Raw genomic sequence first — 25,847 nt, forward strand, 5'->3', positions numbered from 1 at the left:
CGGCTCCGCACGGGCGGTGCCGGCTTTCTCTATCAGGATTGCTCATGCTGGAAGTCCAGGCCATCTCGAAACGCTACGGCGAAACGATTGCGCTGGCCAATGCCTCAATCGCATTCCGCGCCGGCACGATCCACACCATCCTGGGCGAGAATGGTTCGGGCAAGAGCACGCTGGTCAAGCTGCTGTCGGGGATAGTCCAGCCGGACAGCGGCGCGATCCTGCTCGACGGAGCGCCCTTTACCGGCCTCTCGCCGGCAGCGTTCCAGACCGCCGGATTGGCCACCGTGTTCCAGGAAGTGCTGATCGCGCCTGACCGTTCGGTGACGGACAATATCCTGCTCGGCCTCGACGGCCTGCTGACGCGCACCGTGCCGCGCGCCGAGCGGCGGCAACGCGCGCAAGCGGTGCTGAAGCGCTTCGCGGTGACCGAGATCCCGCTCGACCAGTTGGCCGGGCAATTGCCGCTTGCGGTTCAGCAATTGGTAGTGCTCGCCCGCGCCGTGGTGCGCAGCCCGCGCATTCTCATCCTTGACGAGGTTACGGCTGCGCTCGACTTTGCCGATCGCGAGGCGGTCTTTGCCATGATGCGCAAGCTTGCCTCCGAAGGCTGCCTGATCCTGTTCATCACCCATCGCATGGACGAGGTTATGTCGCTTTCGGACCGGATTTCCGTCCTGCGCGGCGGCAGCGTGGTGACGACTGAGGAACGCGACACGTCCACCGCATCCGAACTTCTCAGCGCGATGGCGCCACGCACGGCGGCGGAGCTGGCGCATGGCTGATCGCGCCAGCCTTTCGGTGCGTGGCCTGGTGATCGCGCCGAGCGCAAGCCCCATGACACAAACCATTGCGCCGGGCGAGATCGTCGGCCTTGCCGGCCTCGACGGCCACGGACAGGAGCGGTTCCTGAAAGTGCTGGCCGGCCTGGAACGCCCGGCCGGCGGCGAGGTGACCGTCGAGGCGCCAACCGGAGCGCGCGCGATCACCAATTTCCGCAAGGCGGTCGCCGGCGGCATCGCCTATTTGCCGCGCGACCGGCGCACCACCGGCATTTTTCCGACCCAATCGGTGCTCGACAATTTTGCCGTCTCGACGCTGTCGCGCGATATGCGTTTCGGCCTGCTCAGCTTCGCCGCGCGGCGGCAGCGCTATGAACGCTATCGGGACAGACTGTCGATCATCGCGCCACGGCCGGACGCCCCGATCACCACGCTTTCCGGCGGCAATCAGCAGAAGGTGCTGCTGGCCCGTGCATTGGCGCTGGAACCGGCGATCCTGCTCCTCAACGATCCGACGCGCGGTGTCGACGTGGCGACGCGCCATGTCCTCTACGATGTGTTTCGTGGACTGGCGGCGGACGGCATGGCGCTGGTCATCCTGTCGAGCGAGATCGAGGAGATCCTGCTGCTTTGCCATCGCGTGCTGGTGTTCCGCGAACAGCAGGTGGCGGCTGAAATCACCGGAGACGAGATGAAAAGCGATACGGTGATCGCCGCCATGTTCGGGCGCGCGGCATGAGCGGGTTGCGGCGCATGGCGGCGCGATGGCGCGGCGCTGGCTTTGCGGCAGTGCTGCTGGCCATCCTGATCGCGGTCAATCTGCTGCTCAATCCGGCGCGCTTCCATCCTGCCGCCTGGGGCGCGCTGATCGGGCTCGCCGCGCCGCTGATCGGCGCAGCGGTCGCCTCGGCTCCAGTGATCCTCGCCGGGCGCGGCGGCATCGACATTTCCGCCGGGCCATTGATGGGCTTCGTCAATGCGATGGTGATCCAGGTGCTGTTCCTCAGGCTTGGCATATCTTCGCCGCTGGTCATCGTGCCGGCGGCGCTTCTGATCGGCGCGATCGTCGGCGCTGCCAACGGCTTTCTGGCGACCATCGTCCGCATCCAGCCGATCGTCGCAACGCTCGGCACCTATCTGATCCTCACCGGCATGACGCTGACCGTCCTGCCGGCGCCGATCGGCCCGGCGCCGGGCTGGCTGAAGGCAATGGCCGGACCCTGGTCGGCACTGCCGCTGGCGCTGATCTTGCTGTTCTGGTGGCTGGTGCGACAGACGCCTTATTACGACCAGCTGATGGCGGTGGGCAGCGACGACCGCGCCGCCTACACGGCCGGCGTTCCAGTCACCAAAGTACGTTTCATAGCCTATGTCATGACCGGCATACTTGCCGCCTGTGCCGGCCTCATGCTGACCGCCCTGATCGGTTCGGCCGACCCTAATATCGGGCCGACCTACACGCTGATCGCGATTGCCGCGGTGGCGCTCGGCGGCGTCAGCCTTGCCGGCGGGCGCGGCGGGCTCGCCGGCGCCGCCATCGGCGCTGTCGACATCTTCCTGCTGCAGAGCGTGCTGACCGCGTTCAACGTCTCCACCTATGTGCTGCAGATCGCCTATGGCACGATCCTGGTTGTGGCCGTCATCATGACGGCGCTGCAGGAGCGGCTCTCGGGACGGAAAGGCTGAGAAGCATGAGCCGGAACTGGTTCCAGTCCACCAATGCCCGCGTCGCCGGTGCCTTTGCCGTCGCTGTCGCCTTGCATCTCCTTGGCACCTTGCTCATCCCGGGCTACTCCCAGCCGTTCGCCGTCCGGGCGCTGCTGGTGATCGCCTCGCTGCTGGCGGTGGCATCGATCGGCCAGACCCTCGTCGTAATCCTGGGCGGTATCGATCTGTCGATCCCCTTCATCATCGGCTTTGCCAATGTCGTTGCCGCACAGCTCTACGGCGTCGGCTGGAATTTTGCCCTTGTCTGCGCAGTCGTCGTCGCGCTCGCCATACTGATCGGGGCGCTGAACGGCCTGATCTCGCGCGGGCTCGACATCCACCCGCTGATCGTCACGCTCGGCATCGGCATGATCGTGCAAGGTGCCGTCCTGTTGTGGACCGGTGGCTTTCCATCCGGATCGGCGCCTGCCGCGGTTTCCGCCTTCGTTTCGATCGGCGGTTCGGTCGGACCGCTGCCGGTGCCGGGGCTGGTGCCATGCGTACTGGTGTTGACCTTGCTGGTGGCGCTGGTGCTGGCGCGCACGCCATACGGCCGCCGTCTCTACGCCCTAGGCAGCAATCCAGGTGCTGCGCCGCTGGCGCTGATCGATCCAGTCCGCATGTGGACCGTGACCTATGCCGCGAGCGCCTTCTTCGCCGCCGCGGCCGGCGTGCTGCTGCTCGGCTTCACCGGCTCTGCCTATGGCGATGTCGGCCAGCCCTATCTGTTCCAGACGATCGCGGCAGTGGTGGTCGGCGGCGCCGCCCTTGTCGGCGGCCGCGGCAGCTATTTCGGCACCATTGCCGGCGTGCTGGTGCTGACGGAGATCAACACGCTGCTGATCGGCCTCGGCTTCCGGCCCTCGACGGTGCAGGCGGCACTTGGCCTGGTCATCGTGCTCCTGGTTTCGCTCTACGGTCGCGAGCGGCACGTGTCGGCGACGATCTGAGGCTACCTTATTCGTTTTAGCCGCATATGCGCGACGCCAAGTGATCCCACTTGGCTGCAAAATGCTCTACAAGCTCCACAGCCGCTTGGCGTTGCCGGAGAGCAGCTTTTGCCGCTCATCGATGCTTGCACCGGCGAGCAGCGCGTGCGTTGCCGCCACCCAGGTCGCAAGCCCGCCGCCAAGCGTGCAGACCGGCCAGTCGCTGCCCCACACAACGCGGTCCCAGCCGAAGCATTCGATGGTGTGCTCGACATAGGAACGCAGCGTTTCGACAGTCCAGGATCCGGCATCCGCATAGGCGACCACACCGGAAATTTTGCCGACGACGTTCGGGCGCCGCGCGATCTCCGCCATGTGCTCGCGCCAGGGGTGCTCGGCACCACCCTTGATGTCGGGCACGCCACAATGGTCGAGCACGAACTGCACATCTGGCGCGAGGTCGGCGAGTGCGATCGCCTTGGGGATCTGGTGCGGCAGAACGACGAGGTCGAAGGTCAGGCCGCTGCCGGCTAGCCGCTTGATGTTTTCACGAAACAGCGCGCCCTCCGAAAGCTCGTCCGGCATGACGTGCAGCACGCGGCGAAAGCCCTTGACGAAAGGATCGGCGCGCTGGCGCTCGAGATAGGCGGCAAAGCCGGGCTCTTCCGGACGGCAGGAGGCAATTGCCCCCCGCAGCAAGCTGGCCTTCTCCCGCGACAGCGCTTTGACACGGCCGGTTTCGGCCTCGATGTCGGCAGGATCGACATCGACCTCCATATGCAATGCGCCCTCGATGCCGGCGCGGCGGGCCTGGAGTGCATATTCGTCGTAGGAGAAATCGCGGTTGAGCGCCGGCACATCGGCCAGCCAGGGATAGCGCAGCGCGGACTGGTCGATCAGGTGCAGATGGGTGTCGAAGATCATGATGGCGCGCTCCTCCTTGGCGACTTCGAGATCATCTCACGGAGAAATTCTTCATTCAAATAAGAATTCATCTTGATTGCTTGACGGTCGATCCCGCCAGTTGCGACAGCTTTTCGGTCGCTGCCAGCAGCAGCTCAATCGTCCTCGTAATGTCGGGCGCCTTGGGTGCGTTGACCAGGGTTATGTAGGGGATCGACAGTGCGGCGATCGCCTTGCCGTCCGAGCCGAGAACGGGTGTCGACAGGTTGAACACGCCTGCCGTCTGCATCGACGCCATCATCTCGTAGCCGCGTTCCCGGATCTGGTCGAGGCGGGCGAAGAATTCCGGCGATTGCGGCGGCTTGTCGGTGCTGCGCAGATGTTCTGAGATCATCATCTGCCGCTCTTCCGGCGGGCGGAACGCCAGCAACACATGGCCGGACCCGGTGTCGAACAGGCTGATATGCGAGCCGACGCGGATGGAGATGCCCCAGTAATCCGGCGCCTCCTGCTGTGCGATCACCACCGCGGAACCGCGGTCGAAGACGACGAGCTGATTTGCCTGCTGTGTGGTTTCGGCCAGTTCGCGCATCAGCGACGTCGCGTAGGAAGCCAGCCGGCGCACCGGCGCGTGCAGCTGCGCCAGGCCAAACAGCTTGAGCGTCAGCGAGTAACGGTCGCCATCCGGCCGCGTGACATAGCCGCGCCGCACCAGCCGATCCAGCATGCGATAGAACTCGTTCGGGCTGCGGTCGAGTTTCTTGGCGATTTCCGCCTGCGTCAGGCCGCCGTCGACGCCGGCCAGCAGCTCGAGAATGTCGAGCCCCTTGTCCAACGCCGGGGCTCGATAGCGGTCGTCTTCCTCGTCCTCTGCCATTGGGCTTCTCCAGTGAATTTCATATTTCATATACGCATAACGGTTGCTTCCGGAAGAACTTTCGGCTTGACGATCTTATAAATATTTTGTTTGTATATGAATGAGCCTGCCGATCGACCTCACTACGCGATCGACGCAGACTCTTGGGAGGATACCGATGACGAAACTGTTTTGCGGCCTGTCGGCCGGCGTAACGCTGCTCGCACTGGGTGCGAGTGCTGCCCTTGCTGCCGACCTGCCCGGTAAATTCGACGGCGTCACCATCGACGCCAAGCTGATCGGCGGCCAGCAATATGAAGGGCTGTACGCGCGCATCGGCGAATGGGAAAAACTGACCGGCGCCAAGGTCAACGTGATCTCGAAGAAAAACCACTTCGAGCTCGACAAGGAGATCAAGTCGGACATCGCCTCCGGCAGCATCAACTGGTGCGTCGGGTCGAACCACTCGTCCTTCGCGCCGCAATATCCTGATATCTACACCGATCTCAACAAGCTGCTGCCGAAGGAGGAGATCGACGCCTTCGTGCCGTCGACGATCAAGGCCTCCACGCTCGAGGGCAAGCTGGTGATGCTGCCGCGCGCGCAGTTCGACGTCTCGGCGCTCTATTACCAGAAGAGCCTCTACCAGGACGAAGCCAAGAAGGCCGCCTACAAGGCCAAGTACGGCAAGGATCTGATACCGCCCGACACCTGGGACGAGGTCGCCCAGCAGGCGGAATTCTTCGCCAGCCCGCCCGATTTCTACGGCACCCAGTTCGCCGGCAAGGAAGAGGCGATCAACGGCCGCTTTTACGAGATGCTCATCGCCGACGGCGGCGAATACCTCGACAAGGATGGCAAGGCGGCCTTCAACTCGGAAGCCGGCGTGCACGCGCTCGACTGGTTCGTCAATCTCTACAAGGCCAAGGCGGTGCCGGCCGGCACCACCAACTATCTGTGGGACGATCTCGGCCAGGGCTTTGCCTCGGGCACCGTCGCCATCAACCTCGACTGGCCGGGCTGGGCAGGCTTCTTCAACGATCCGAAGTCGTCGAAGGTCGCCGGCAATGTCGGCGTGAAGGTGGCGCCGAAGGGATCGGCCGGCATTCGCACCGGCTGGTCGGGGCACCACGGATTTTCGGTCACCGAAAACTGCGCCAGCAAGGAGGCCGCGGCGTCGCTGGTCTGGTTCCTGACCAATGAGGACAGCCAGAAGCTCGAGGCGGCAAGCGGCCCACTGCCGACCCGCACGGCGGTGTGGGACTGGGACATTCAGCAGGCGGCCAGCGATCCTTACAAGAAGGAAGTGCTGGCGGCCTTCCAGGAAGAGGCAAAGCACGCTTTTGCCGTGCCGCAGACACCTGAATGGATCGAAATCTCCAACGCCGTCTATCCCGAATTGCAGGCCGCCATCCTGGGCGACAAGACCTCCAAGCAGGCGCTGGACGACGCTGCCGCCAAGGCCACGCAAATCCTCGAGGACGCCGGCAAGCTTTGACCATTCTCCCAAGGGGGCGCCGCGCTCATCGAAGAGCGGCGTCCCCGAACTATTTACGAACCATGCGCAACCCGCTTTGTCTTGATCCCAGCTCGCCGATGGCGGCCTTCGGTGTCCGGGCACCAACCAGAACCGGATCGCCATGAAAGGCTGGAGACCTTCGCCGCCATTGCTGCTCCTGCTGCCGGCGGTGATCGTTCTGGCGGCGGTGGTGGTGGTGCCGCTGCTGCTTTCGCTCTATTCCAGCTTCACGCCGTTCCGGCTGACCAGGCCGGAGACGTTCTGGGTCTTCATCGGCGCGCGCAACTACGTCGCCATCCTGACCAGCCGCGCTTTCTGGGTCGCCTTTGCCCGCACCGTGGTGCTGCTGACGGTGGCGCTCAACCTGGAAATGCTGATCGGGCTCGGGCTGGCGCTGCTGGTGGAGAAAGCGTCGCGCGGCCAGCGGATCCTGCGCACCATCATGATGTTTCCGATGATGTTTTCGCCGATCCTCGTCGGCTTCCAGTTCAAATTCATGTTCAACGACAATATCGGCCTGGTGAACAACGCCCTGCAGGGGCTCGGCCTGACAGATCGCGCCATCCCGTGGCTGATCGATGGCAATCTCGCCTTCATCGCCATCCTGATCGCCGAGATCTGGTCGTCGACCTCGGTGTTCGCGATCCTGATCCTGGCCGGGCTGCTGGCGATGCCGCGCGAACCGGTCGAGGCGGCCCGCGTCGACGGCTGCACGCCGTGGCAGACATTCCGCTATGTCACCTGGCCGTTCATCATGCCGTTTGCTTTCATTGCCATGACCATCCGCTCACTCGACGTCGCGCGCGCCTACGACATCGTCAAGATCATGACCGACGGTGGCCCCGCCGGCCGCACTGAACTGGTCTGGACACTGGTCGCCCGCACCGCCTATGGCGATGCCAGGATGGGCCTGGCCAATGCCATGGCCTATTTCTCGATCCTGCTGTCGATCCTGTTCACCGTCTATTTCTACCGCAAGCTCGCCGCAGCGCGCACGCAGATCGCGGCGGAGTGGTGAGGATGGACCAGAACAGCCTGCATCGCGTCGGCAACAAAGCGCTCGGAATCGTTCACGGCATCGGACTGTTCCTGGCCATGCTGGTCATCTGCCTGCCCGGCATCTGGATCGTGCTGTCGTCGCTGCGGCCGACCGTCGAAATCATGGCCAAGCCGCCGGTGTGGATCCCGCAGCAACTCTCGCTCGACGCCTACATCGCCATGTTCAGCGGCGTCGGCCAGGGCGGCATTCCGGTGCTCGACTACTTCCGCAATTCGCTGATCATCTCGGTGACCTCGACGGTGATCGCCATCGTCATCGGCATGGCCGGCGGCTACGCCTTTGCGCGCTACCGCTTTCGCGCCAAGTCGGCGATGTTCCTCGGCCTGATGCTGACGCGCACGGTGCCCGGCATGGCGCTGTCGCTGCCGCTGTTCTTTGTCTTTGCGCGGCTCGGCATCATCGACACGCATTTCGGGCTGATCCTGGTCTATGTCGCGCTCAACGTGCCGTTCACCGTCTGGCTGATCGACGGCTTTTTCCGCCAGGTGCCGAAAGATCTCGCCGAAGCCGCGCAGATCGACGGCTGCACGCGCTGGCAGGCCTTCTGGCAGGTCGAGTTTCCACTCGCCGGGCCTGGCATCGCCTCGGCCGGCATCTTTGCCTTCCTCACCTCCTGGAACGAGTTCGCGCTCGCCTCGCAGCTGACGCGCTCGATCAACTCCAAGACCCTGCCGGTCGGCCTGCTCGACTATACGGCCGAATTCACCATCGACTGGCGCGGCATGTGCGCGCTCGCCGTGGTCATGGTCATACCGGCGCTCACGCTTACCTTCATCGTCCAGAAACATCTCGTCGGCGGCCTCACTTCCGGCGCGGTGAAAGGCTGACATGGCAACCGTATCGCTCAAGAACCTCACCAAAAGCTACGGCCCGGTGGCGGTGGTGCACGGCATCGATCTCGAGGTCGCCGACCGCGAATTCATCGCGCTGGTCGGGCCGTCCGGCTGCGGCAAGTCGACAACCCTGCGCATGATCGCCGGCCTCGAGGCGATCAGCGACGGGATCATCGAGATCGGCGGCCGCACGGTCAACGATCTGCCGCCGCGCTCGCGCAATATCTCGATGGTGTTCCAGTCCTACGCGCTCTACCCGCATATGACGGTGCGCGAAAACCTCGGCTTCTCGCTCAAGATAGCCGGCGCCGCAAAGGAAGAAATGGACCGTCGCGTCGCCGAAGCATCGGGCATTCTCGGCCTCGACCAGTTGCTCGACCGCCGGCCATCGCAGCTGTCGGGCGGACAGCGCCAGCGCGTCGCCATGGGCCGCGCCATCGTGCGCGATCCCGACGTCTTCCTGTTCGACGAGCCGCTTTCCAATCTCGACGCCAAGCTTCGGACGCAGATGCGCACCGAGATCAAGAAGCTGCACGCCAAGGTCCGGTCGACGGTGATCTACGTCACCCATGACCAGGTCGAAGCGATGACATTGGCGGACCGCATCGTCATCATGCGTGACGGTTTCATCGAGCAGGTCGGCACACCCGACGAGGTCTTCCGCCGGCCGCAGACACGCTTCGTCGCGGGCTTCATCGGCTCGCCGCCGATGAATCTGCATGAGGCGGTTGTCGACGACGGACAGCTGCTGTTCGCCAGCGGCGAGAGGCTGCCTTTGCCCAGCCAGTTCAAGGCCAATATCGAGGCCGGCGACAAAGTCGTGTTCGGCCTCAGGCCCGACGACATCTATCCGACCGGGCATGGCATCAGCTCCGGCGAAGACGTCGACGTCCACCAGGTGGAGTTGCCGGTGACCGTCACCGAGCCGCTCGGCAACGAGACGCTGGTGTTCGCCGAATTCAACGGCAGCGACTGGGTATCGCGGATGCTCAACCCAAAGCCGCTGAAAGCCGGCGACCGGGTCAAGATGAGCCTGGACCTGTCGCAGGCCCATCTGTTTTCTGCTGAAACGGGCAAGACATTGCGAGGTTAAAACCATGGCAAAGATCGAGAAAATCGAACTGCGGATGGTCGACCTGGTGCCGAAGGTCAAGCGCACCGATGCCATCCAGAGTTTTGTCAGCCAGGAAACACCGATCGTCACCATCACCGACGCCGACGGCGCGGTCGGCACCGGCTACAGCTATACGATCGGCACCGGCGGCTCCTCGGTGATGCGGCTGCTGGCCGACCACCTTGCGCCGCGGCTGATCGGCCGCGACGCCGACATGATCGAGGCGATCTGGCACGAGCTGGAGTTCGCCACCCATGCCACGACGATCGGCGCGATCACGGCAATCGCGCTGGCGGCCATCGACACTGCGCTTTGGGACCTGCGGGCCAGGAAACAGAGGCTGCCGCTGTGGCAGCTGGCCGGCGGCGCCAAGGACCGCTGCCCGCTCTACACGACCGAAGGCGGTTGGCTGCATATCGAAACCGAGGCGCTGGTCGCGGATGCGCTGGCCGCCAAGGCCAAGGGGTTTCGCGGCTCGAAGGTCAAGATCGGCAAGCCGCACGGCTCCGAGGATCTTGCCCGGCTGACGGCGGTGCGCCGGGCGGTTGGAGACTCCTACGAGATCATGACCGACTGCAACCAGGGCTTTTCGGTCGACGAGGCGATCCGCCGGGCCGAGCGCTTGCGTGAACTCGATCTCGCCTGGATCGAGGAACCGTTGCCGGCCGACGACATAGACGGCCATATCCGCCTGTCGAATGCGACGTCGACGCCGATCGCCGTCGGCGAGTCGCTCTACTCGATCCGGCATTTCCGCGAATATATGCAGAAGGGCGCGTGCTCGATCGTGCAGGTCGATGTCGGCCGCATCGGCGGCATCACGCCGTGGCTGAAGGTGGCGCATGCAGCCGAGGCGTTCGACATACCGGTCTGCCCGCATTTCCTGATGGAATTGCATGTCAGCCTGACATGCGCCGTTCAGAACGGCAGATATGTCGAGTATATTCCCCAGCTCGACGAGCTGACCGGCAAGAAAATGCGTATCGAGGACGGGCACGCGCTGGCGCCGGACGAGCCCGGCATCGGCATCGACTGGGACTGGGATGCAATCAAGTCGAAGAGCATCGCGGAATTCACCATGGCGATAGTGAAGTAGGAGGCGGACATGCAGCGAATGGGAATGGTGCTCGGCCTCAAGCCGGAGAAAGTCGCCGAGTATGTGCGGCTTCACGCTGCCGTCTGGCCGGACGTCCTCAAGATGATTTCCGCCTGCAACATCAAGAATTATTCGATTTATCTGAGGGAGCCGGAGCACCTTTTGTTCAGCACCTTTGAGTACCACGGCACCGACTATGCCGCCGACATGGCGAAGATGGCCGCCGATCCCACGACGCAGGAATGGTGGGCGCTCTGCATGCCATGCCAGGAGCCGCTGCCGACCCGCAAGGACGGCGAGTGGTGGGCGTCGATGGACGAAGTCTTCCATTATGACTGATGACATTTTCGATCCTGCCTCGCTTTCCCAGGCCTGGGCACAGCCGTCAAAGCCCAGGCCGATCGTGATTTTCGGCGCCGGCTCGATCGTCGGCGATGCGCATTTCCCGGCCTATGGGAAAGCCGGTTTTCCGGTTGCCGGGCTGTTCGACCCCGACCTGCCCAAGGCGGAAAAACTGGCGCAGAAATGGGGCGTCGCCGCTTACCGGTCGGTCGAGGAAGCTGCGTCAATCAAGGACGCCGTCTTCGATCTGGCGACGCCGCCGGCTCATCATGCCGGCGTGCTCAGGGCGTTGCCCGATGGTGCGGTGGCGCTGATCCAGAAGCCGATGGGCAGCAATCTCACCGAGGCGACCGAGATCCTCGAAATCTGCCGCGCCAAAGATCTGAAAGCGGCGGTGAATTTCCAGCTGCGCTTCGCGCCGATGATGCTGGCGCTCAGGGATGCGATCGCCAAGGGCTGGCTGGGCGAAGTGGTCGATTTCGACGCATGGCTTGCGCTGGCGACACCCTGGCAGCTCTGGGAATTCCTGTTGCGGGCGCCGCGCGTCGAGATCGCCATGCATTCGATCCATTATCTCGACCTGATCCGGCAATTGCTCGGCGACCCCAAGGGGGTTCACGCCAAGACACTCGGCCATCCCGGCCACAAGGTTGCGCAAACGCGCACCAGCGCGATCCTCGACTATGGCGACACGGTGCGCTGTGCACTGTCGATCAACCACGATCACAAATTCGGTCGAAAACACCAGGCCTGCGAATTCCGCATCTGCGGCACCGAAGGCGCCGCTTACCTCAAACTGGGCGTCAACCTCGACTATCCGCGCGGCGAGCCGGACATTCTCGAAATCTACCCCAAAGGCGGCACGGACTGGATTGCGGTTCCACTCGTCGGCGCATGGTTTCCGGACGCCTTTGCCGGCCGCATGGCCAATGTCCAGCGCTACGCGTCGGGCGAGGACGCCGAGCTTGTCAGTTCCGTCGAGGACGGCTGGAACACCATGGCGCTGGTCGAAGCCGCCTACCGATCGAGCGCGGCGCCGGCAACACCGATAGCGGCGAGGCCCTGACATGGAGCAGACAGTCTATTTCGAGGACTACCGGATCGGCTCGTCGCGCATGACCAGCGGGCGCACCATCACCGAGACCGACTTCGTCGTCCATGCCGGCCATACCGGTGATTTCTTTCCCCACCACATGGACGCCGAGTTCATGAAGACGACGCCGTTCGGGCAGCGCATCGCCCACGGCACGCTGGTGTTTTCGGTCGGCGTCGGGCTGACGGCCAGCGTCGTCAACCCGGTTGCCTTCTCCTATGGCTACGACCGGCTGCGCTTCATCAAGCCGGTGTTCATCGGCGATACGATCAGGACCCGCACCACCATCTCGGCTAGGGAAGACGACCCGAAGCGACCCGATTCAGGCCGGGTCGTCGAGCGCTGCGAGGTGATCAACCAGCATGGCGACGTGGTGCTGGTCGCTGATCACATCTACATCGTCGAGCGTCGCGACAAGCCGAGCAGAGCCTCGACAGATGACGCTGAAACCTAAAGACAAAAAACCGCCTTGCGGCGGGTCCTCGGTGAATCATCACCATACGCAAATTAGTAGCATAGCTGCCGGCACAAAGCAAGAACAAAATGTGGCAAACCGGATAAATCGCGACAGGTTGCGCTGCCCCTTATCGCCCTGCGAACCCCGACTTGCAGGACTTGGGTTCCGCGGAGCAGGCGGATAGAGGTGGTGCCGACATCGGGAATTGGTCATATCCGGTTGACCGGATATACAGGCTTGCCGCCGCGCAGGACTGATGCGACATCGGCAAACACCTTGTTGCGAACCTCCGCGTAAGACTGGGTCGAGTAGTGCGCCGCGTGTGGACTGACCAGGACGGTGTCCAGCGCCAGCAGCGGATTGTCGGGCGAAGGCGGCTCCCGCTCGAACGTGTCGATGCCGGCGCCTGCCAGATGGCCGCGCCGGATCGCGTCCGCCAATGCAACCTCGTCGACCAGGCCGCCGCGGGCCACGTTGATGAGTATCGCCCCTTTCTTCATCCGCGACAGGGCTTGCGCCGACATGATGTTTCTGGTCTCCGGTGTCGCTGGAACGTGCAGCGAGACGATGTCGGCCCTGGCCAGCAACTCGTCGAAGCCGACCGGTTCGGCATCACCGGCCGCGATGCGCTCGGCCGGCATATGCGGATCGTAGGCGATGATGTGGTAGCCGAAGACCCGCGCCCGCTCGGCAGTCAGCCGCCCGATCTGGCCGAAGCCGATCAGGCCGAGGATCTGCCTGTCGGGCCGTGTGATGCCGGCGCCATCGGTCATTGCAACCCAGCGGCCGGCGCGCACCGCGCTGTCGAACTGCTTCAGCCTGCGCGTCAAGGCCAGGATCAGGGCCATGGCGTGGGTGCTGACTTCAACCAGATTGGCGTCCGGCACGTAGGTTACCTGAACACCGGCACGGCTGGCAGCCTCGACGTCGATCGAATCGAGCCCTACGCCGAACCGCCCGATGACCTTGAGCCTCTTCAGTTCCGCCAAAACGCGAGCCGTGATCGGCTCCCGCAATACCATCAATGCGTCGGCGTCGCGGCAGTGTTCGATCAGGGCATCTTCCGTGAGCAGCGTCTTTTCGACAAATTCGACGTTCAAGCCGTCGAGGTAGCGCAGCTGCTCCTCCTCGACTGACAGCACACCGTCGGTCTTGATGATCTTCATGGCAAACTCTTGCTATGAGGCGCTGCGCGCCGAGGCGACGCCGGCGGCAAGGCCGGCCCCGAGAAACATCGTGTCGCTGGCCAGCATGTAGAAGCTGATGCCGTGCCGCGACCATTTGCCGACATCATCCGCCGAAGGGCGAAAGATGCCGACGGCCTTGCGGGCCGTGCGCGCCGCGGCCGCGATCCTCATAATCGCTGCATTGAGCTTGTCCTGGCCGGCCGGCCCCATGGCGTCGATCGAAACCGACAGGTCGCCGGGACCGATGAAGATCACGTCGACGCCGTCGACCTGGACGATGTCGTCGATGTTGGCGAGCCCTTCGACCGTCTCGACCTGGATGGCGACCGTCAGGACATCGTTGGCCGAGTTGAGGTAGTCCGGAATCCTGTAGCCATAACCGGCGGCGCGGCCCGGGCCGACACCGCGGGCGCCGACCGGCGGGTACCGGCAGGCCATGACCGCCACGCGCGCTTGCTCGGCCGTGGAGACGCGGGGTACCAGGACACCCGACGCGCCGGCGTCGAGCGCGGCGGCCATCCACTCCGGCGTGTGGCCGGGAACGCGCACCATCGCGGGAACCTTGTGGACATCGGCGGCGCGGATCAGATCCTCGAGCCGTTCGCGGCCGATCTGCGAATGCTCCCAGTCGATGCACAGGAAATCGACCCCGCTGGCGGCGGCCACTTCGACCGCCACAGGGTGCGGGATGGCGCAGAAGGTGCCGATGAGGCGATCGAGAGAGATACATTTCTTGCGAAAGTCGTACATGAAATCTCCAGAAATTTTCGGCGTCGGCAAAAACCTGTTTGCCTATGTGGCCCTTGACGAAGGATGCACGGCTTCCGTCGACATCGGAAAATGCCCGCTGCCGCCTGAAAACGGCGGGAAGGTCTTGTAGTCGGCGCGCATCTCCAGCCGCGCCGGCGATTGCAGCGCGTGCGTCAATGCAGCGGGACTGTCGAACATGACGCGATTGCGCTGCATATGGTCGATCCGCGGCCAGGGCAGCGAACCGCACCAATCCAGTCGCGACAGAACCTCGATGTGGCGAATGCCGGGGAAGCACCGCATCAATTGCGGATGATGCGTCACATAGTGGTAGAGCCAGGCATTCATGTCTTCGGCCGGCCCGGGATAGTGGACAAGATAGCTGCAGGGCAGCCCGGACGTCTTGACGCCAGCGTCGTCGACGGGAAACGGACGCACGCACATTGCCTGTTGCGTCGGCCTCGAACCGGCGATGCTCGACAGCATACCAGGTGCGGCAAGCGCCTGCAGATGGCCGGACGGCGCCAGCGCCGCCTCCATGTCCGCCAGTTCGTCGAAATAGAGCTGGAAGCCAAAGACCGGCGGTGGACCATCGTTGTTGAACATGTCCGTCGCCACTTCGGGCAGATAGATATTTGCAAGCCCAAGGCCCGGCGTTGAAGCAATCACACGCCGCACGGCGTCAACGTCTTCACCGGCGATGGCCAAATTTGCCTCGCGGTCATCATGGAAGAAAGCAAGATAGGCAAAGCGCATGTGGACACCTGCTGGATCGAGTTCGACTAGATCAAGTTCGGAAGAAAGAGAGCGATCTGCGGAAAGAGGACAATCAGCAGGATCAGCAGAAGCGTCAGCGCGATGTAAGGCGCCGCAGCCATGGCAACCGTCTTGAGCGATGTGCCTTTCGGCGCAACGCCGATCATGATGAACAGCAGCAGACCAAACGGCGGCGTGGTGAAGCCGACCTCGTAGGCGAGCAGCAGGATCAGCCCGAACCATACCGGCTCGTAGCCGAATTGCTGGGCGATCGGCAGGAAGATCGGCAGCGTGATCAGCATCATCGAGACCTGATCCATGAACATGCCGAGCAGCAGGATGACGAGCACCATCATGAGCAGCATGGGATACGGTCCAAGATCGTAGCCGACGATGAACTGGATAAAGCCGTTGGAGGCGCCGGAGAAGGCGAATATCTGCGAGAACGTCGTCGAAGCCGAGATGATCAGGAAGGTCATGCCGGTGACCTTCATCGCATCGTCCAGCGACTTCCAGACAACCGACCAGCTGAACCGCCGGTAGACAAACAACAAGGCGAAGACAGCGGCACAGCCGAGGCCTGCCGACTCGGTCGGGGTCGCTATTCCAAGGATGATCGTGCCGACCACCATGAACACGATGACGCTCATCGGAATGATGTTGACGGCGACCGCCCTCACCTTCTCGGCCGCGGGGACGGCGGGCACCGGATAGTGCGGAGCGGCGTCCGGATCGATCTTTGTCTGCGCGAAGATCAGCGCCGCGTACATGAGAACGAGCAGCAGTCCCGGCAGAGCCCCCGCTATGAGCAGCGCGCCGACGTCGATCTGGGCCAGCGAGCCGAGCAAGACGGCCAGCGAGGATGGCGGGATGATGACGGCAAGGCTTCCGGCGCCAAGCACCGGGCCGTAGGCCATGTGCGGCTTGTAGCCCCGCTTCAGCATCTCGGGCACCATCAGCGAGCCCATCATGCCGGTATTGGCGAGGCTCGAGCCCGACAGCGCGGAAAAGATCGTGCCGGCGGCCAGCACGACATAGGCGAGGCGTCCGCGCAGATTGCCGATGCACAGGTCGAGCGCGTAGATGACCTTCTCGCCGAGGCCGGAGCGGAAGAACAGGCTGCCCATGACGAGAAACATCGGCAGCGGGGCAAGCGCGTAGGTCGAGACAGCGTCGGAGAAGTTGGCGACCATCTGCGTCACGCCGATCGAGCCGCCGAAGAACAGATACAGCCCGATCACATTGGTGACGAAGAACGCGAAGGCGACCGGCAGCCCAAGGCCCATCAACACCAGGATGGTGCCAACGAGCACGGCGAATGGAAACAGCCAGGCCACCGGTCAGAGCCCTTCCATTTCCAGCGGATCGAGCGTGTACAGCGTGTCACGGCCGAGCAGATATCTGAGCCATTCCAGCGCCGAGAGATAGAAGGCGAGCATGATGGGCAGAAAGACCAGCCATTTCGGCATATCGAAGCTGCGCGTTTCGTATTCGCCGCCCGCAACGGCACTTGTCAGCGAAGACAGAGCGACGCTGCCGAGGTAGAGGCTGACGCCGATGCAGGCGAGATAGACCAGCTTTTCAAGCACCGCCCGTGCCCGCACCGGCAGCGCCTGGCGCAGGAACTCGACGAAGACATGGCCCTTGCTGTGGACCAGCCATGGCATCGGCAGAAATGCCGCGTAAAGCAGGCCGTATTCCGTCGCCGACACCGCCCAGGCAAGCGGCCTCAGGCCCAGATTGCGGACGCACACATCAGCAACCACCGCGACGATGATGAGGCCAAGCACCACTTTTGCCGCCGCCGCCAACGCAAGGCTCAGCTTCCCAATCACTGCAAACGATCTGTCCATTCCCGACGACCCTCATGTCCACCTTTGCCTCCTTGGCCCAGCTTTGATGGAGGGCACGCAAGGCACCCTCGGCTCGGGCTACTGGAAGAATTTCTTCAACTGATCGATGCTGGTGGGATCGCGTTTGGCCATTCTCGCCCAGCTCGCCTGCGTGGCAGCCGCCAGGAATTTGTCGCGGCCGGCGCCGGTCAAGCTGATCACCTTCTGCCCGCCGTCGATCATCGCCTGTGCCTGTTTTTCGGACTGGGCAAGGTTGGCGTCATAGCTCGCGCGCTCGTATTCGACGGCCGCGTCGGCAAGCAGCTTCTGCGCTTCGGGCGACAGCGTGTCCCATTTGGCCTTGTTGATCGAGATCAGCACGTCGGTTTTGAAGAACTGCGGGTCGACACGGTATTTGGTGAATTTGTCCCAGCCGAACGACGCATAGCCAAACACCGTATACGCGTTGGCATTGACGACGCCGCGCTCGAGCGAGGTATAGACATCCCCCGGCGCTTGCACGATCACCGTTGCGCCCAAGGATTCAAGGAAATCGCGGTAGAGCGGCGACGAGCGGATTTTCAGGCTGCCCCAGTCGATGCTGCCTTCGCTGTTGAGCTTGGGTTCGTCGACGGTGAAGACGTTGAAGCCCGAGCCCGCGTCGACATGCGCCAGCAGGTGGGCATTGGCCTTCTTCTCGAAAATTCCGCTGATGAAATCCCAGCCGCCATTGTCGCGGACCTCCCACGGCGTCTTCGTCGATGCGGAGAAAACCTCGCCTTCGGGCACGAGTTCGAGGAACTGCCCTGCCGGTGTGTCGATCACATCGATCAGGCCGCTCCTGAGCGCCGCGCCCTGCTGGATCGGCGGAATGACCTCCGGCCCGCCACGGACGTTGATCTGGACCACGCCCTTGCCCTTTTCGTTCACCTTCTGAACGAACTTCAGGAAGCTCTGCGCGTAGCCGTTCTGCGTCGGCGTAAAATGCACGGCGTTGAGGACGACCTCTTCGGCCGCGGCGCTACCCGCCACACCCGACATGAGTGCAGCCAGAACAAGGGATTTCCAAATGCGCATTGCCATACTCCCTTTGATAGTTCGTCCATGATCGGGTTCGATCTAAAATTGCAATCGCCGCGCCGCCGCGTGAACGGCGGTTAGTTGGCATCATCTCCTACTGTCAGGAACCGCCCATGCGCGTAGAAGACCGGCGATCGATGAGCGCGGTCCAGCGCAACGCCCGACACGATGCCGATGACGATCATGTGCGATGCCCGCACGATGATTTCGGCCACCCGGCATTCGAATATTGCCCGTGCGCCGACAAGCAAGGGCGCGCCGGTTTCGCCACGCACCCATGATCCGGACGAGAACCGCGCGGCGCCCTTGGCTTTGGTCATGCCGCCAAAGGCACGTACAACGTTCTCCTGGTCGCCGGCGGGAAGATTGACCGAAAACGGCAAACCTTCGTGAATGACCGAGGCAAAGGTGCTGCCGCGGTTGACACAAGCCAGCAGCGACGGCGGCTCGGCGCTGAACGAGCAGAGAGCCGTCGCCGTGATGCCGCAAAAACCGATCTCGTCATGTTCCGACGCGAGGATGGCGACCGAGCCCGCCACGGCCCGCATAGCCTGCTTGAACGCGCGCGGATTGATGGCGTCGTGCCCATCCACCCACGGCGTCGGAATGGCGGCCGCCGGCATCAATTTACTCGAAGCCCGGCCTGGCGCATCAGCGGCAGCACGCGGTCGCAGAAGAAGGGCAATTCGTAGGTGTAGTTGACGAATGTGAGGGCGGCGCCGGAATAACCCTGTTCCATGATCTCGGTGAGGTCGTCGACGATCGTTTCCGGCGTGCCGATGAGCGGGAACGTCCCGGCACCCCCGGCGAACCTTTGCCGATATTCGGTGAAAGCCTTCGCATCGTGCGAGTTCGCGAATTCCTTCTTCTTGCGCATGTGCTCGTCGACCGCACCCTCGTCCGCGCATTCCAACGCGTAGTGCCGGTAGTAATCCTCGGCTTCCTGCTGGGTCTCCCGGCAGACGACGTGACAAACCGTATAGACGCCGACTTCGCGCCCGACTTCGGCCGCGCGGTTGGTGATGTCGACCACATGCGCACGGCCGTCGGCAATTTCGGAAAAGGTCGAAAACAGATAATCGCAATGGCGCGCTGCGTAGTTGCGCCCCGGCGCGCCGAAGGCGGCGTTCATGGTCACCGGTCGCGGCGCCTGCAGGCTTGGCGGCCGGCTGACGACGCCCTTCAGATCATAGAACTCGCCGCCGAAGTCGAACGGCTCCCTCGATTGATAGGCGCGCACGATGATGTTGATCCATTCCTCGGCTTGATCGTAGGTTCGATCGCCGACCGTTTGCCCGAACATGGCGAACTCGTCGGGGTTCCAGCCGCAGACAATGTTCAAGCCGGCCCGCCCATTGGAGATGTGGTCGACCGTCGCCAGCGCTTTTGCAGCCTGCAGCGGATGAACCAGCGGCACATGCACCGTCATGAACAGGCCGATGTTCTCGGTGGCGACAGCAAGGCCCGCCGCCCAGGTGAAAGTCTCGAACGACCATTCCCGCACATGCGTCAAACCGCCGAAGCCGCGCCAACGGGCGATCGGCAGCAGAAACTCGAGGCCGGCGCGGTCGGCGATACAGGCGGAATTGAGGTTGTCTTCCCAGCGGGCGCGCCAGCGCTCGGGAACGGTGGTCATTGCCAGGCCGCCATCGGCGTTCATTGAAAATACGCCGAGCTTGAACCTGTTCGGCCCTTTCAGCGGGTGCTGCTTCCTGATCATGCTTTCCCCTGCCGCGACATGCCCTCACCTTCACCGTTGGAGTTTTGAAACGGTGGGCTAAGCTTCGTGAAACGCTCCTCGGCGTTCTGAATGAAGTGGGTCATGCGGTCGTAAGCGGCGACGGCGTCGCGCTTAACGAATGCCTCATAGATTGCGCGCATGCCGGCAACGATGACGGCCTGCGTCGGCTGGTGCGACAGCGTCCTCAAGCGGACGACGAGCACATGGTCGGCGAACCTTGCAATCGTTTGGGAAAGGCGCTCGTTCGCGACGGCGCCGAGCCAACAATTCCTGAATGCCGAATTGGCCTGGAAAAAGCGGTCGGCATCACCGGCGGCGGCCGCAGCCTCGGCCTCCCGAAGCGCGGCTGCCAGGGTCTTGAGGCCAGCGGCGTCAAGTGTCCGTGCCGCGTGCGCGGCGGCCCGTGGCTCAAGCAGGCGGCGGACCTCGAAGATGTCGGCGACATCCGTCGCGGTAAGCGTGGGCAGGGTGAAGCCGCGTGTCGTGCCGACGAGATAGCCCTCATGCACCAACTGCATCAAGGCGTCACGGACAGGCATTCTGGAAATGCCGAGCTGGGCGGCAATATCGACATCGACGAGCTTCTGGCCAGGCGCCAATTCGCCATGCTGTATCGTCAGCCGGATTTGTTGATAGACCTGGGCACGCAGATTGCCATCGCCAACCCGTTTGAGCTCTATCGTTTCCGTCATCCACGCCTTCCCATGCGAAGATTTCGTATATTGTTTGAGGCTGTGTTCTCGCAGTCGTGCCGTTTGAAATGCAGCCACGTGTCGGCAGAAATCGACCTATCAGCCGTGTTCCCGGCTCAAGTGGAGCATAGGCTGGATCACCTGGCAAGATGTTTTAAGTTTATAATGTATACTGTTTGAGTTCGCTGTCCGGAGGGCAAAGGGTCACGCCATCCGTACGGTCGCGCCGCGCGACGGCGGGAACAGCCAGCGATCCGTGCGGTTCGGTAAAAAACGTACAGACGTTTTTCCGTGACACATCGAAGTTGACGGATTTAACTAAAATTACTTGCGATCTGCGCGCGCCGGCACGCCCACCCCGATCCCCTCGCCGGTACGCATCACTGGATCGCCCGCCGTATCGAAAGGTGCGGCGGGCTTTTCGTTTCGTTTGGCGGGGAGGCGCTTATGCGAGACTTGCCCAGGAATATCGACGCCGACGTCGTGATCGAAATCAGCAAGCTGCTCGACGACCGGGCGAAGTCCGTGCCGGTGCCGGTGCACAAGCTGGCGGCGATGATCCGGCTGGGCGTCGAGACGCGTCTGACCGATCACTCCATCGAAGAACTGATCGTGGAGATGGCCGCGACGCGGGGGCTTCCGATGCTGTTCGATTTGCCGGTGGTCGACAACGTCGTGCCGATTGCCTCGGCGCGCCGTCCCCGCTGACACTTCGCTCGAACCTCACCGATCGTCGCGTCGCCGCACGACTTCACTTGTCCTGATGCGCGGGCCGGGTGTCGCCTTTCTTTTCGGGGTCGTGGGTATGGTGGCTGTCGTGTTCGCCGCCGCCGCCGGAGACCTTGCTGTGGCTGCGACGGTCGGAGTCGGCCGGCGGCTTTTCGACGCTCAGCGGCTTCTTGGCGTTTTCGTGCGCGGCGCCGGGACCGCCCTGGCGGATGCTGGCAGGAGTCTTCTTCGACGTGGACATGACCTAGCGATCCTGGACGTTGCCTTGATGGGTGGTGTTGACCTTCGTATTGCCTTGCTGGCCCTGCTTGTCGGGATCCGGAACAGCTGATTGCGGTGCCTGGTCGGCTGCTACCGGTTTTTTGTCACCGGTGCCCTTTGGGCTCAGATTCTTCGGCGGCACAGGGGGAGGTTTTGTGCTCATGGCGTTTCTCCTTCCGTCACCCAAACAAGCGGCTCGGGAGAAAGGTTCCCGATGGCCCGGTCCGAACGGCAATTGCCGCGAATAGCCGGGCCCGCAGGCCGTGGCTTGGCCGGCGGGATCCAGGATTATTTCTTGATGATGTTTCCGTTGTTCAGATCGAAGGCCTGGGCACCGAACGCCTGCCTGAAGAAATCCTCCTGCAGATCGCCCCATTCGCCGAGATAGGCGCCGCAATTGCTGCAATAGATCGGCGTCGAATCCTTCGGGTTGTCGGGAATTTCCATCAGGATCGTCCCGCACGCCTTGCAATCGAGCTTGTCATCCAAACGGCGGCCCATTGGCCTATAATTGCGCGTTTTCGGCCGCGCGCCAATTGTCGTATTCGTACGAAACTGCGAACGGTACGTTTTCCACCTGCAAGCGGGCAGCAGGCTAGCGGTCCGCCGGATTTCCGAAAGCGGGATCGCGCCGCCTCGAATACCTTCCCACCCGCGGCAGCTCGTCTGGAAAGTCGACCCAGGGAAGCCTCATGTCCCAATATGCGTGGGCCTGCGGCGGAAACCGTTCGGGGTGGTCGAGAAAGCCGATCGACAGATAGAGTTCGTCGGGCAGGCCCTGGTCGACATAGCCGATCGATGTTCCGCAATCCGCACAGAAGGACCGGAGCACGCCGGGGGTTTTCGAAAAGGTCTTGGGCGTGCCGGTGAGCAATGTGAATTCAGAAGGCCGATAGCCGACCCACACCGTTAGCGGGCTTCCTATCGCCTTGCGGCAGTCGTCATCGTGATCGGAGCAAATCCAGAACGGCTCGCCGCGCATCTCCGCCGTTATGGCGCCGCAAAAACAGGACCCCGTTTCAGTTCGTGGCATTGCCTGCCTTCATTGCTGAGTCTCACTCATTGCTGGCCTGGCATTTCGGTATTTTCCTTGGGGTTCTTCTTGATGCCGGCGGCAGGCGAGGTGTCGGCCGGAGCATTGCCACCCTGGTTCTGCTCAGGGGCTCTTTTGAGCGGCGAAGTTCGCCAGCCCATATCGCCGTACAAAAAGCCGATGAGAAAGCCGACGATGATGATGGCCGAAATCACCATCGCAATTAACGCGTTACGTCGCTCCATTTCGCGCGGCTCCTTTCTTCGGGCCGAACAAACGATGGCGGAAATGGTTCCGGCGAGACGGAACGGACCCGGCCCGGAACATTCAGCCTTACGGCGGGTTCTTATGCATGCTCTTCTTACAGGGAGTGGCTCGCATGAAACCCGCCGTAACCGATCGCATCGAAACCAAGAAATACGACCACCCGACAGGCGGCTGGGGATCGCTCAAATCCCTGGTCCGCAAGGCGCGCGGCGAAGGCCTGCTGTTGTCCGGGATATGGAGCACGCTGCTCAAGCAGAACAAGGCCGACGGCTATATGTGCGTGTCTTGCTCATGGGCAAAGCCAGCCCAGCCGAGGCCTTTCGAATTCTGTGAAAACGGCGCCAAGGCGACGATGTGGGACCAGACCAAGCTGCGCTGCGAACCCGCTTTCTTCGCCGAGCATTCGGTGACGGAACTACTCGATTGGCCGGACCACGATCTTGAGAAGCAGGGCAGGCTTACCGAGCCCATGCGCTACAATGCCGCCACCGACCGTTACGAGCCGGTTTCCTGGGACGATGCATTCCGCGACATAGCTGCCGAACTGCGGCGGCTCGATCCAAAATCGGTGGTGTTCTACACGTCCGGCCGGGCCTCGCTCGAGGCCTCGTTCATGTACCAGCTTTTTGCGCGGATCTATGGCTCTTCGAACCTGCCCGATTCGTCCAACATGTGTCATGAATCGACCTCGGTCGGCTTGCCGGAATCGATCGGCTCGCCGGTGGGGACCGTGCAGCTCGAAGACTTTGCGAAATGCGACATGATGTTCTTCTTCGGGCACAACACCGGGGTGACGGCGCCGCGCCTGCTGCATCCGCTGCAGGAGGCACGTCAACGCAACGTGCCCGTCTTCACTTTCAATCCCTTGCCCGAGCGGGGACTGAAGCGCTTCAAGAATCCGCAAAACCCCCTCGACATGCTGTCGCCCGGACCGGGTACCAAAATGTCCAGCGACTACTTCCAGGTTCGTTCGGGCGGCGATATCGCCGCGATGACGGGTATCGCCAAGGCGTTGCTGGCGCTCGACGACGACGCCCGCGAAAGCGGCAGGACGCGTGTCCTCGACACGGCTTTCATCGCCGAACACACGCATGGCTTCGCCGAATTCGAAGCCTTCCTGCGCAAAACCCAGTGGAGCGATATCGTCGCGCGATCCGGCATTGCGCAGACCGACCTGGAGCATGTCGCCGAGGTCTACAGCCATGCCAACGCGGTGATCGGCAATTACGGCATGGGCCTGACCCAGCATCGGCACGGCACCGAGAACGTCCAGATGCTGTGCAACCTTTTGATGCTGCGCGGCAATATCGGAAAACCCGGCGCCGGCATTTCGCCGCTGCGCGGCCATTCCAATGTCCAGGGGCAGCGCACCGTCGGCATATCGGAAAAACCCGAGCTCGTCCCGCTCGACAAGTTCGCCGAATTCTACGCCTTTGAACCGCCGCGCGAGAAAGGTCTCGATACGGTCGAGACCTGCGAAGGCGTCATCGACGGATCGGTCAAGGGCTTTGTCGGGCTCGGCGGCAATTTCGTGCGGGCCGTGCCGGAAACCGGCCTGGTCGAGAAAGCCTGGCGTGGGCTCGACCTGCATGTCGAGATCGCGACCAAGCTCAACCGCAGTCACCTGATCGCCGGCCGGGCAACCTATTTGCTGCCTTGCCTGTCACGGCTGGAAAGAGACCATCAGGCAAGCGGCGACCAAAGGGTGTCGGTAGAGGATTCCACCGCCTGTATCCACGGCTCGTTCGGATCGCGACCTCCGGCTTCGCCGCATCTGCTTTCAGAGCCCAGGATCGTCGCCGAACTCGCCAAGGCCATGGTGCCGGGCAGGAGTTCGATCCCATGGGATGAGTGGGTTGGGGATTATTCCCGCATCCGCGACGAAATCGAGCGCTGCTACCCCCAACATTTCCGCGACTTCAACGAGCGTTTCCTGACGCCCGGCGGCTTCCATCGCGACATCAAGGCGAGCGAGCGGGTGTGGGAGACGCCGAACAAGAAGGCCAATTTCAAGCTGCCAAGTGGCCTTGAAACCGATCCTGACATCGATGTCGCCTGCGATGATGTGCTGACACTGATCACGGTCCGCTCCAACGACCAGTTCAACACGACCGTCTACGGCTACAACGACCGGCTGCGCGGCATCAGCGGCACACGCATGGTGCTGTTGATGAATGAAAAGGATATCCAGCGCCTCGGTTTGAGCGCGGGACAGGAGGTTGATCTCGAAGCCAACGCGCGGGACGGTGTGGAGCGCCGCGTGCACGGACTGCGCATCACGCCTTACTCGGTGCCGGAGGGAAATTGCGCCGGTTACTACCCCGAGCTCAACCCGCTGGTTCCTTTGTGGCACAGAGCCGAGAGGGCTCATGTTCCGGCGGTCAAATCGGTACCGGTGCGGATATTGCCATAGGCGTTCGTCGTTCGCGGCAGGCACGCACCACGCCGATGTGACCTGGCGCGACTTTCAATCGCGACCTCAGCCGGCTCGCGCGAGTTCATCCACGGCATTCAGGATCGCACTCTGGCTCGCCGGCTTCTGCACCATCCTGCAAGCGCGGAACCCGGCTGGAATTTCGCGTTCGCCATACCCGGAAAGGAAGGCGAACGGAACACCGCGCGTCCGTAACGCTTCCGCGATCGGATAGCTGGTCTCGTCGTTCAACTGGATATCCAGCAACGCGGCGTCGATCCCGCCTTCGCCAACGAGCCGGAGTGCCGCCGTTACCGACGAAACAGGTCCAACCACCTGATGGCCGGCTTTGCGCAGGTAAGCCGCCGCGTCGTCGGCGATCAGCCATTCGTCCTCGACGATCAGCACACGCATCTTT

31 protein-coding genes are annotated in these 25,847 nt (G+C 62.9%); 14 read left to right on the top strand and 17 right to left on the bottom strand.

Translation table 11 applies throughout. The annotated features are described in order from the left end of the window. Window positions 1–44 precede the first annotated feature (44 nt). From NKH60_RS11210 to NKH60_RS11225, 4 genes are read left to right on the top strand one after another with little or no spacing between them, the layout of a single operon-like run. The gene (locus tag NKH60_RS11210; protein ID WP_352872131.1) at window positions 45–782 is read left to right on the top strand and encodes an ATP-binding cassette domain-containing protein; all 738 of its coding nucleotides are present in this window, start codon (window positions 45–47) and stop codon (window positions 780–782) included. Continuing rightward, on the top strand, window positions 775–1,518 hold the full coding sequence (locus NKH60_RS11215) for an ATP-binding cassette domain-containing protein (protein ID WP_352612172.1): 744 nt from the start codon (window positions 775–777) through the stop codon (window positions 1,516–1,518). The genes NKH60_RS11210 and NKH60_RS11215 overlap by 8 nt, the downstream gene beginning before the upstream one ends. Next, window positions 1,515–2,465, top strand: a complete 951-nt coding sequence (locus tag NKH60_RS11220) for an ABC transporter permease (RefSeq protein WP_352612170.1) — start codon at window positions 1,515–1,517, stop codon at window positions 2,463–2,465. Before NKH60_RS11215 ends, NKH60_RS11220 begins: the two co-directional genes overlap by 4 nt. 5 nt (window positions 2,466–2,470) lie before the next feature. Then, window positions 2,471–3,436 carry an ABC transporter permease gene (locus tag NKH60_RS11225; protein WP_352612168.1) on the top strand — a complete coding sequence of 322 codons (966 nt, stop codon included), beginning with the start codon at window positions 2,471–2,473 and terminating at the stop codon, window positions 3,434–3,436. A gap of 66 nt (window positions 3,437–3,502) precedes the next feature. On the opposite strand, the gene NKH60_RS11230 is transcribed toward NKH60_RS11225, so the two are convergent. Continuing rightward, window positions 3,503–4,339 (bottom strand): amidohydrolase family protein, encoded by an 837-nt coding sequence (locus NKH60_RS11230; protein ID WP_352612166.1) that lies wholly within the window; start codon window positions 4,337–4,339, stop codon window positions 3,503–3,505. Between the two features lie 67 nt (window positions 4,340–4,406). Beyond that, window positions 4,407–5,195, bottom strand: coding sequence for an IclR family transcriptional regulator (locus tag NKH60_RS11235; protein WP_352612164.1), 789 nt, complete (start codon window positions 5,193–5,195; stop codon window positions 4,407–4,409). Between the two features lie 157 nt (window positions 5,196–5,352). On the opposite strand from NKH60_RS11235, the gene NKH60_RS11240 reads away from it, so the two are divergent. The 8 genes from NKH60_RS11240 (at window position 5,353) to NKH60_RS11275 (ending at window position 12,685) form a co-directional block, all read left to right on the top strand. Continuing rightward, window positions 5,353–6,672 carry an ABC transporter substrate-binding protein gene (locus NKH60_RS11240; protein WP_352612162.1) on the top strand — a complete coding sequence of 440 codons (1,320 nt, stop codon included), beginning with the start codon at window positions 5,353–5,355 and terminating at the stop codon, window positions 6,670–6,672. Window positions 6,673–6,814: 142 nt separating this feature from the next. Next, complete coding sequence (locus NKH60_RS11245) at window positions 6,815–7,711, top strand: carbohydrate ABC transporter permease (RefSeq protein WP_352612160.1); 897 nt, start codon at window positions 6,815–6,817, stop codon at window positions 7,709–7,711. A 2-nt stretch (window positions 7,712–7,713) separates the two neighbouring features. Further along, entirely contained in the window at window positions 7,714–8,580 is an 867-nt protein-coding gene (locus NKH60_RS11250; RefSeq protein ID WP_352612158.1) for a carbohydrate ABC transporter permease, read from the top strand. A 1-nt stretch (window position 8,581) separates the two neighbouring features. After that, window positions 8,582–9,679, top strand: coding sequence for an ABC transporter ATP-binding protein (locus NKH60_RS11255; protein ID WP_352612156.1), 1,098 nt, complete (start codon window positions 8,582–8,584; stop codon window positions 9,677–9,679). A 4-nt stretch (window positions 9,680–9,683) separates the two neighbouring features. Continuing rightward, window positions 9,684–10,796 (top strand): mandelate racemase/muconate lactonizing enzyme family protein, encoded by a 1,113-nt coding sequence (locus NKH60_RS11260; RefSeq protein ID WP_352612154.1) that lies wholly within the window; start codon window positions 9,684–9,686, stop codon window positions 10,794–10,796. 9 nt (window positions 10,797–10,805) lie between these two features. Further along, complete coding sequence (locus tag NKH60_RS11265) at window positions 10,806–11,135, top strand: L-rhamnose mutarotase (protein ID WP_352502205.1); 330 nt, start codon at window positions 10,806–10,808, stop codon at window positions 11,133–11,135. Continuing rightward, complete coding sequence (locus NKH60_RS11270) at window positions 11,128–12,204, top strand: Gfo/Idh/MocA family protein (RefSeq protein WP_352612152.1); 1,077 nt, start codon at window positions 11,128–11,130, stop codon at window positions 12,202–12,204. The genes NKH60_RS11265 and NKH60_RS11270 overlap by 8 nt, the downstream gene beginning before the upstream one ends. 1 nt (window position 12,205) lies before the next feature. Next, window positions 12,206–12,685, top strand: a complete 480-nt coding sequence (locus tag NKH60_RS11275) for a MaoC/PaaZ C-terminal domain-containing protein (RefSeq protein ID WP_352502203.1) — start codon at window positions 12,206–12,208, stop codon at window positions 12,683–12,685. 212 nt (window positions 12,686–12,897) lie between these two features. Here NKH60_RS11275 and NKH60_RS11280 read toward each other — a convergent pair whose 3' ends face one another. From NKH60_RS11280 to NKH60_RS11320, 9 genes are all read right to left on the bottom strand, one after another. After that, complete coding sequence (locus NKH60_RS11280; protein ID WP_352502202.1) at window positions 12,898–13,854, bottom strand: C-terminal binding protein; 957 nt, start codon at window positions 13,852–13,854, stop codon at window positions 12,898–12,900. Between the two features lie 12 nt (window positions 13,855–13,866). Then, window positions 13,867–14,625, bottom strand: coding sequence for an HpcH/HpaI aldolase family protein (locus tag NKH60_RS11285; protein WP_352612149.1), 759 nt, complete (start codon window positions 14,623–14,625; stop codon window positions 13,867–13,869). A 42-nt stretch (window positions 14,626–14,667) separates the two neighbouring features. Beyond that, window positions 14,668–15,381, bottom strand: a complete 714-nt coding sequence (locus tag NKH60_RS11290; protein WP_352612147.1) for a hypothetical protein — start codon at window positions 15,379–15,381, stop codon at window positions 14,668–14,670. 26 nt (window positions 15,382–15,407) lie between these two features. Beyond that, complete coding sequence (locus NKH60_RS11295; protein WP_352612145.1) at window positions 15,408–16,718, bottom strand: TRAP transporter large permease; 1,311 nt, start codon at window positions 16,716–16,718, stop codon at window positions 15,408–15,410. Window positions 16,719–16,721: 3 nt separating this feature from the next. After that, complete coding sequence (locus tag NKH60_RS11300) at window positions 16,722–17,234, bottom strand: TRAP transporter small permease (RefSeq protein WP_352612143.1); 513 nt, start codon at window positions 17,232–17,234, stop codon at window positions 16,722–16,724. 78 nt (window positions 17,235–17,312) lie between these two features. Next, on the bottom strand, window positions 17,313–18,290 hold the full coding sequence (gene dctP, locus NKH60_RS11305; protein WP_352612141.1) for a TRAP transporter substrate-binding protein DctP: 978 nt from the start codon (window positions 18,288–18,290) through the stop codon (window positions 17,313–17,315). An 80-nt stretch (window positions 18,291–18,370) separates the two neighbouring features. After that, entirely contained in the window at window positions 18,371–18,916 is a 546-nt protein-coding gene (locus NKH60_RS11310) for a flavin reductase family protein (RefSeq protein ID WP_352502197.1), read from the bottom strand. Then, entirely contained in the window at window positions 18,916–20,010 is a 1,095-nt protein-coding gene (locus tag NKH60_RS11315) for an LLM class flavin-dependent oxidoreductase (protein WP_352612700.1), read from the bottom strand. The genes NKH60_RS11310 and NKH60_RS11315 overlap by 1 nt, the downstream gene beginning before the upstream one ends. Continuing rightward, window positions 20,010–20,726 carry a GntR family transcriptional regulator gene (locus tag NKH60_RS11320; RefSeq protein WP_352612139.1) on the bottom strand — a complete coding sequence of 239 codons (717 nt, stop codon included), beginning with the start codon at window positions 20,724–20,726 and terminating at the stop codon, window positions 20,010–20,012. Before NKH60_RS11320 ends, NKH60_RS11315 begins: the two co-directional genes overlap by 1 nt. A gap of 447 nt (window positions 20,727–21,173) precedes the next feature. Between NKH60_RS11320 and NKH60_RS11325 the strand changes: the two genes are divergently transcribed. Next, window positions 21,174–21,434: a hypothetical protein gene (locus NKH60_RS11325; protein WP_352502195.1), complete on the top strand. Its 261-nt coding sequence runs from the start codon at window positions 21,174–21,176 to the stop codon at window positions 21,432–21,434. Window positions 21,435–21,477: 43 nt separating this feature from the next. On the opposite strand, the gene NKH60_RS11330 is transcribed toward NKH60_RS11325, so the two are convergent. From NKH60_RS11330 to NKH60_RS11350, 5 genes are all read right to left on the bottom strand, one after another. Continuing rightward, the gene (locus tag NKH60_RS11330) at window positions 21,478–21,696 is read right to left on the bottom strand and encodes a hypothetical protein (RefSeq protein WP_352612137.1); all 219 of its coding nucleotides are present in this window, start codon (window positions 21,694–21,696) and stop codon (window positions 21,478–21,480) included. A gap of 3 nt (window positions 21,697–21,699) precedes the next feature. Continuing rightward, complete coding sequence (locus NKH60_RS11335; protein WP_352472894.1) at window positions 21,700–21,879, bottom strand: hypothetical protein; 180 nt, start codon at window positions 21,877–21,879, stop codon at window positions 21,700–21,702. Window positions 21,880–22,004: 125 nt separating this feature from the next. Beyond that, on the bottom strand, window positions 22,005–22,163 hold the full coding sequence (locus tag NKH60_RS11340; protein ID WP_023716639.1) for a hypothetical protein: 159 nt from the start codon (window positions 22,161–22,163) through the stop codon (window positions 22,005–22,007). A gap of 148 nt (window positions 22,164–22,311) precedes the next feature. Beyond that, on the bottom strand, window positions 22,312–22,749 hold the full coding sequence (locus NKH60_RS11345) for a GFA family protein (RefSeq protein ID WP_352472893.1): 438 nt from the start codon (window positions 22,747–22,749) through the stop codon (window positions 22,312–22,314). 26 nt (window positions 22,750–22,775) lie between these two features. Beyond that, entirely contained in the window at window positions 22,776–22,994 is a 219-nt protein-coding gene (locus NKH60_RS11350) for a hypothetical protein (protein ID WP_352472892.1), read from the bottom strand. 134 nt (window positions 22,995–23,128) lie between these two features. Here NKH60_RS11350 and NKH60_RS11355 point away from each other — a divergent pair, with 134 nt between their 5' ends. Further along, window positions 23,129–25,429 (top strand): FdhF/YdeP family oxidoreductase, encoded by a 2,301-nt coding sequence (locus NKH60_RS11355; RefSeq protein WP_352612134.1) that lies wholly within the window; start codon window positions 23,129–23,131, stop codon window positions 25,427–25,429. 66 nt (window positions 25,430–25,495) lie between these two features. Here the strand turns inward: NKH60_RS11355 and NKH60_RS11360 are convergent, their stop codons facing one another. After that, window positions 25,496–25,843: a response regulator gene (locus NKH60_RS11360; RefSeq protein ID WP_352612698.1), complete on the bottom strand. Its 348-nt coding sequence runs from the start codon at window positions 25,841–25,843 to the stop codon at window positions 25,496–25,498. Between the last annotated feature and the right edge of the window lie 4 nt (window positions 25,844–25,847).

The organism is Mesorhizobium sp. M1006 (assembly GCF_040318825.1).
Taxonomy (GTDB): domain Bacteria; phylum Pseudomonadota; class Alphaproteobacteria; order Rhizobiales; family Rhizobiaceae; genus Mesorhizobium.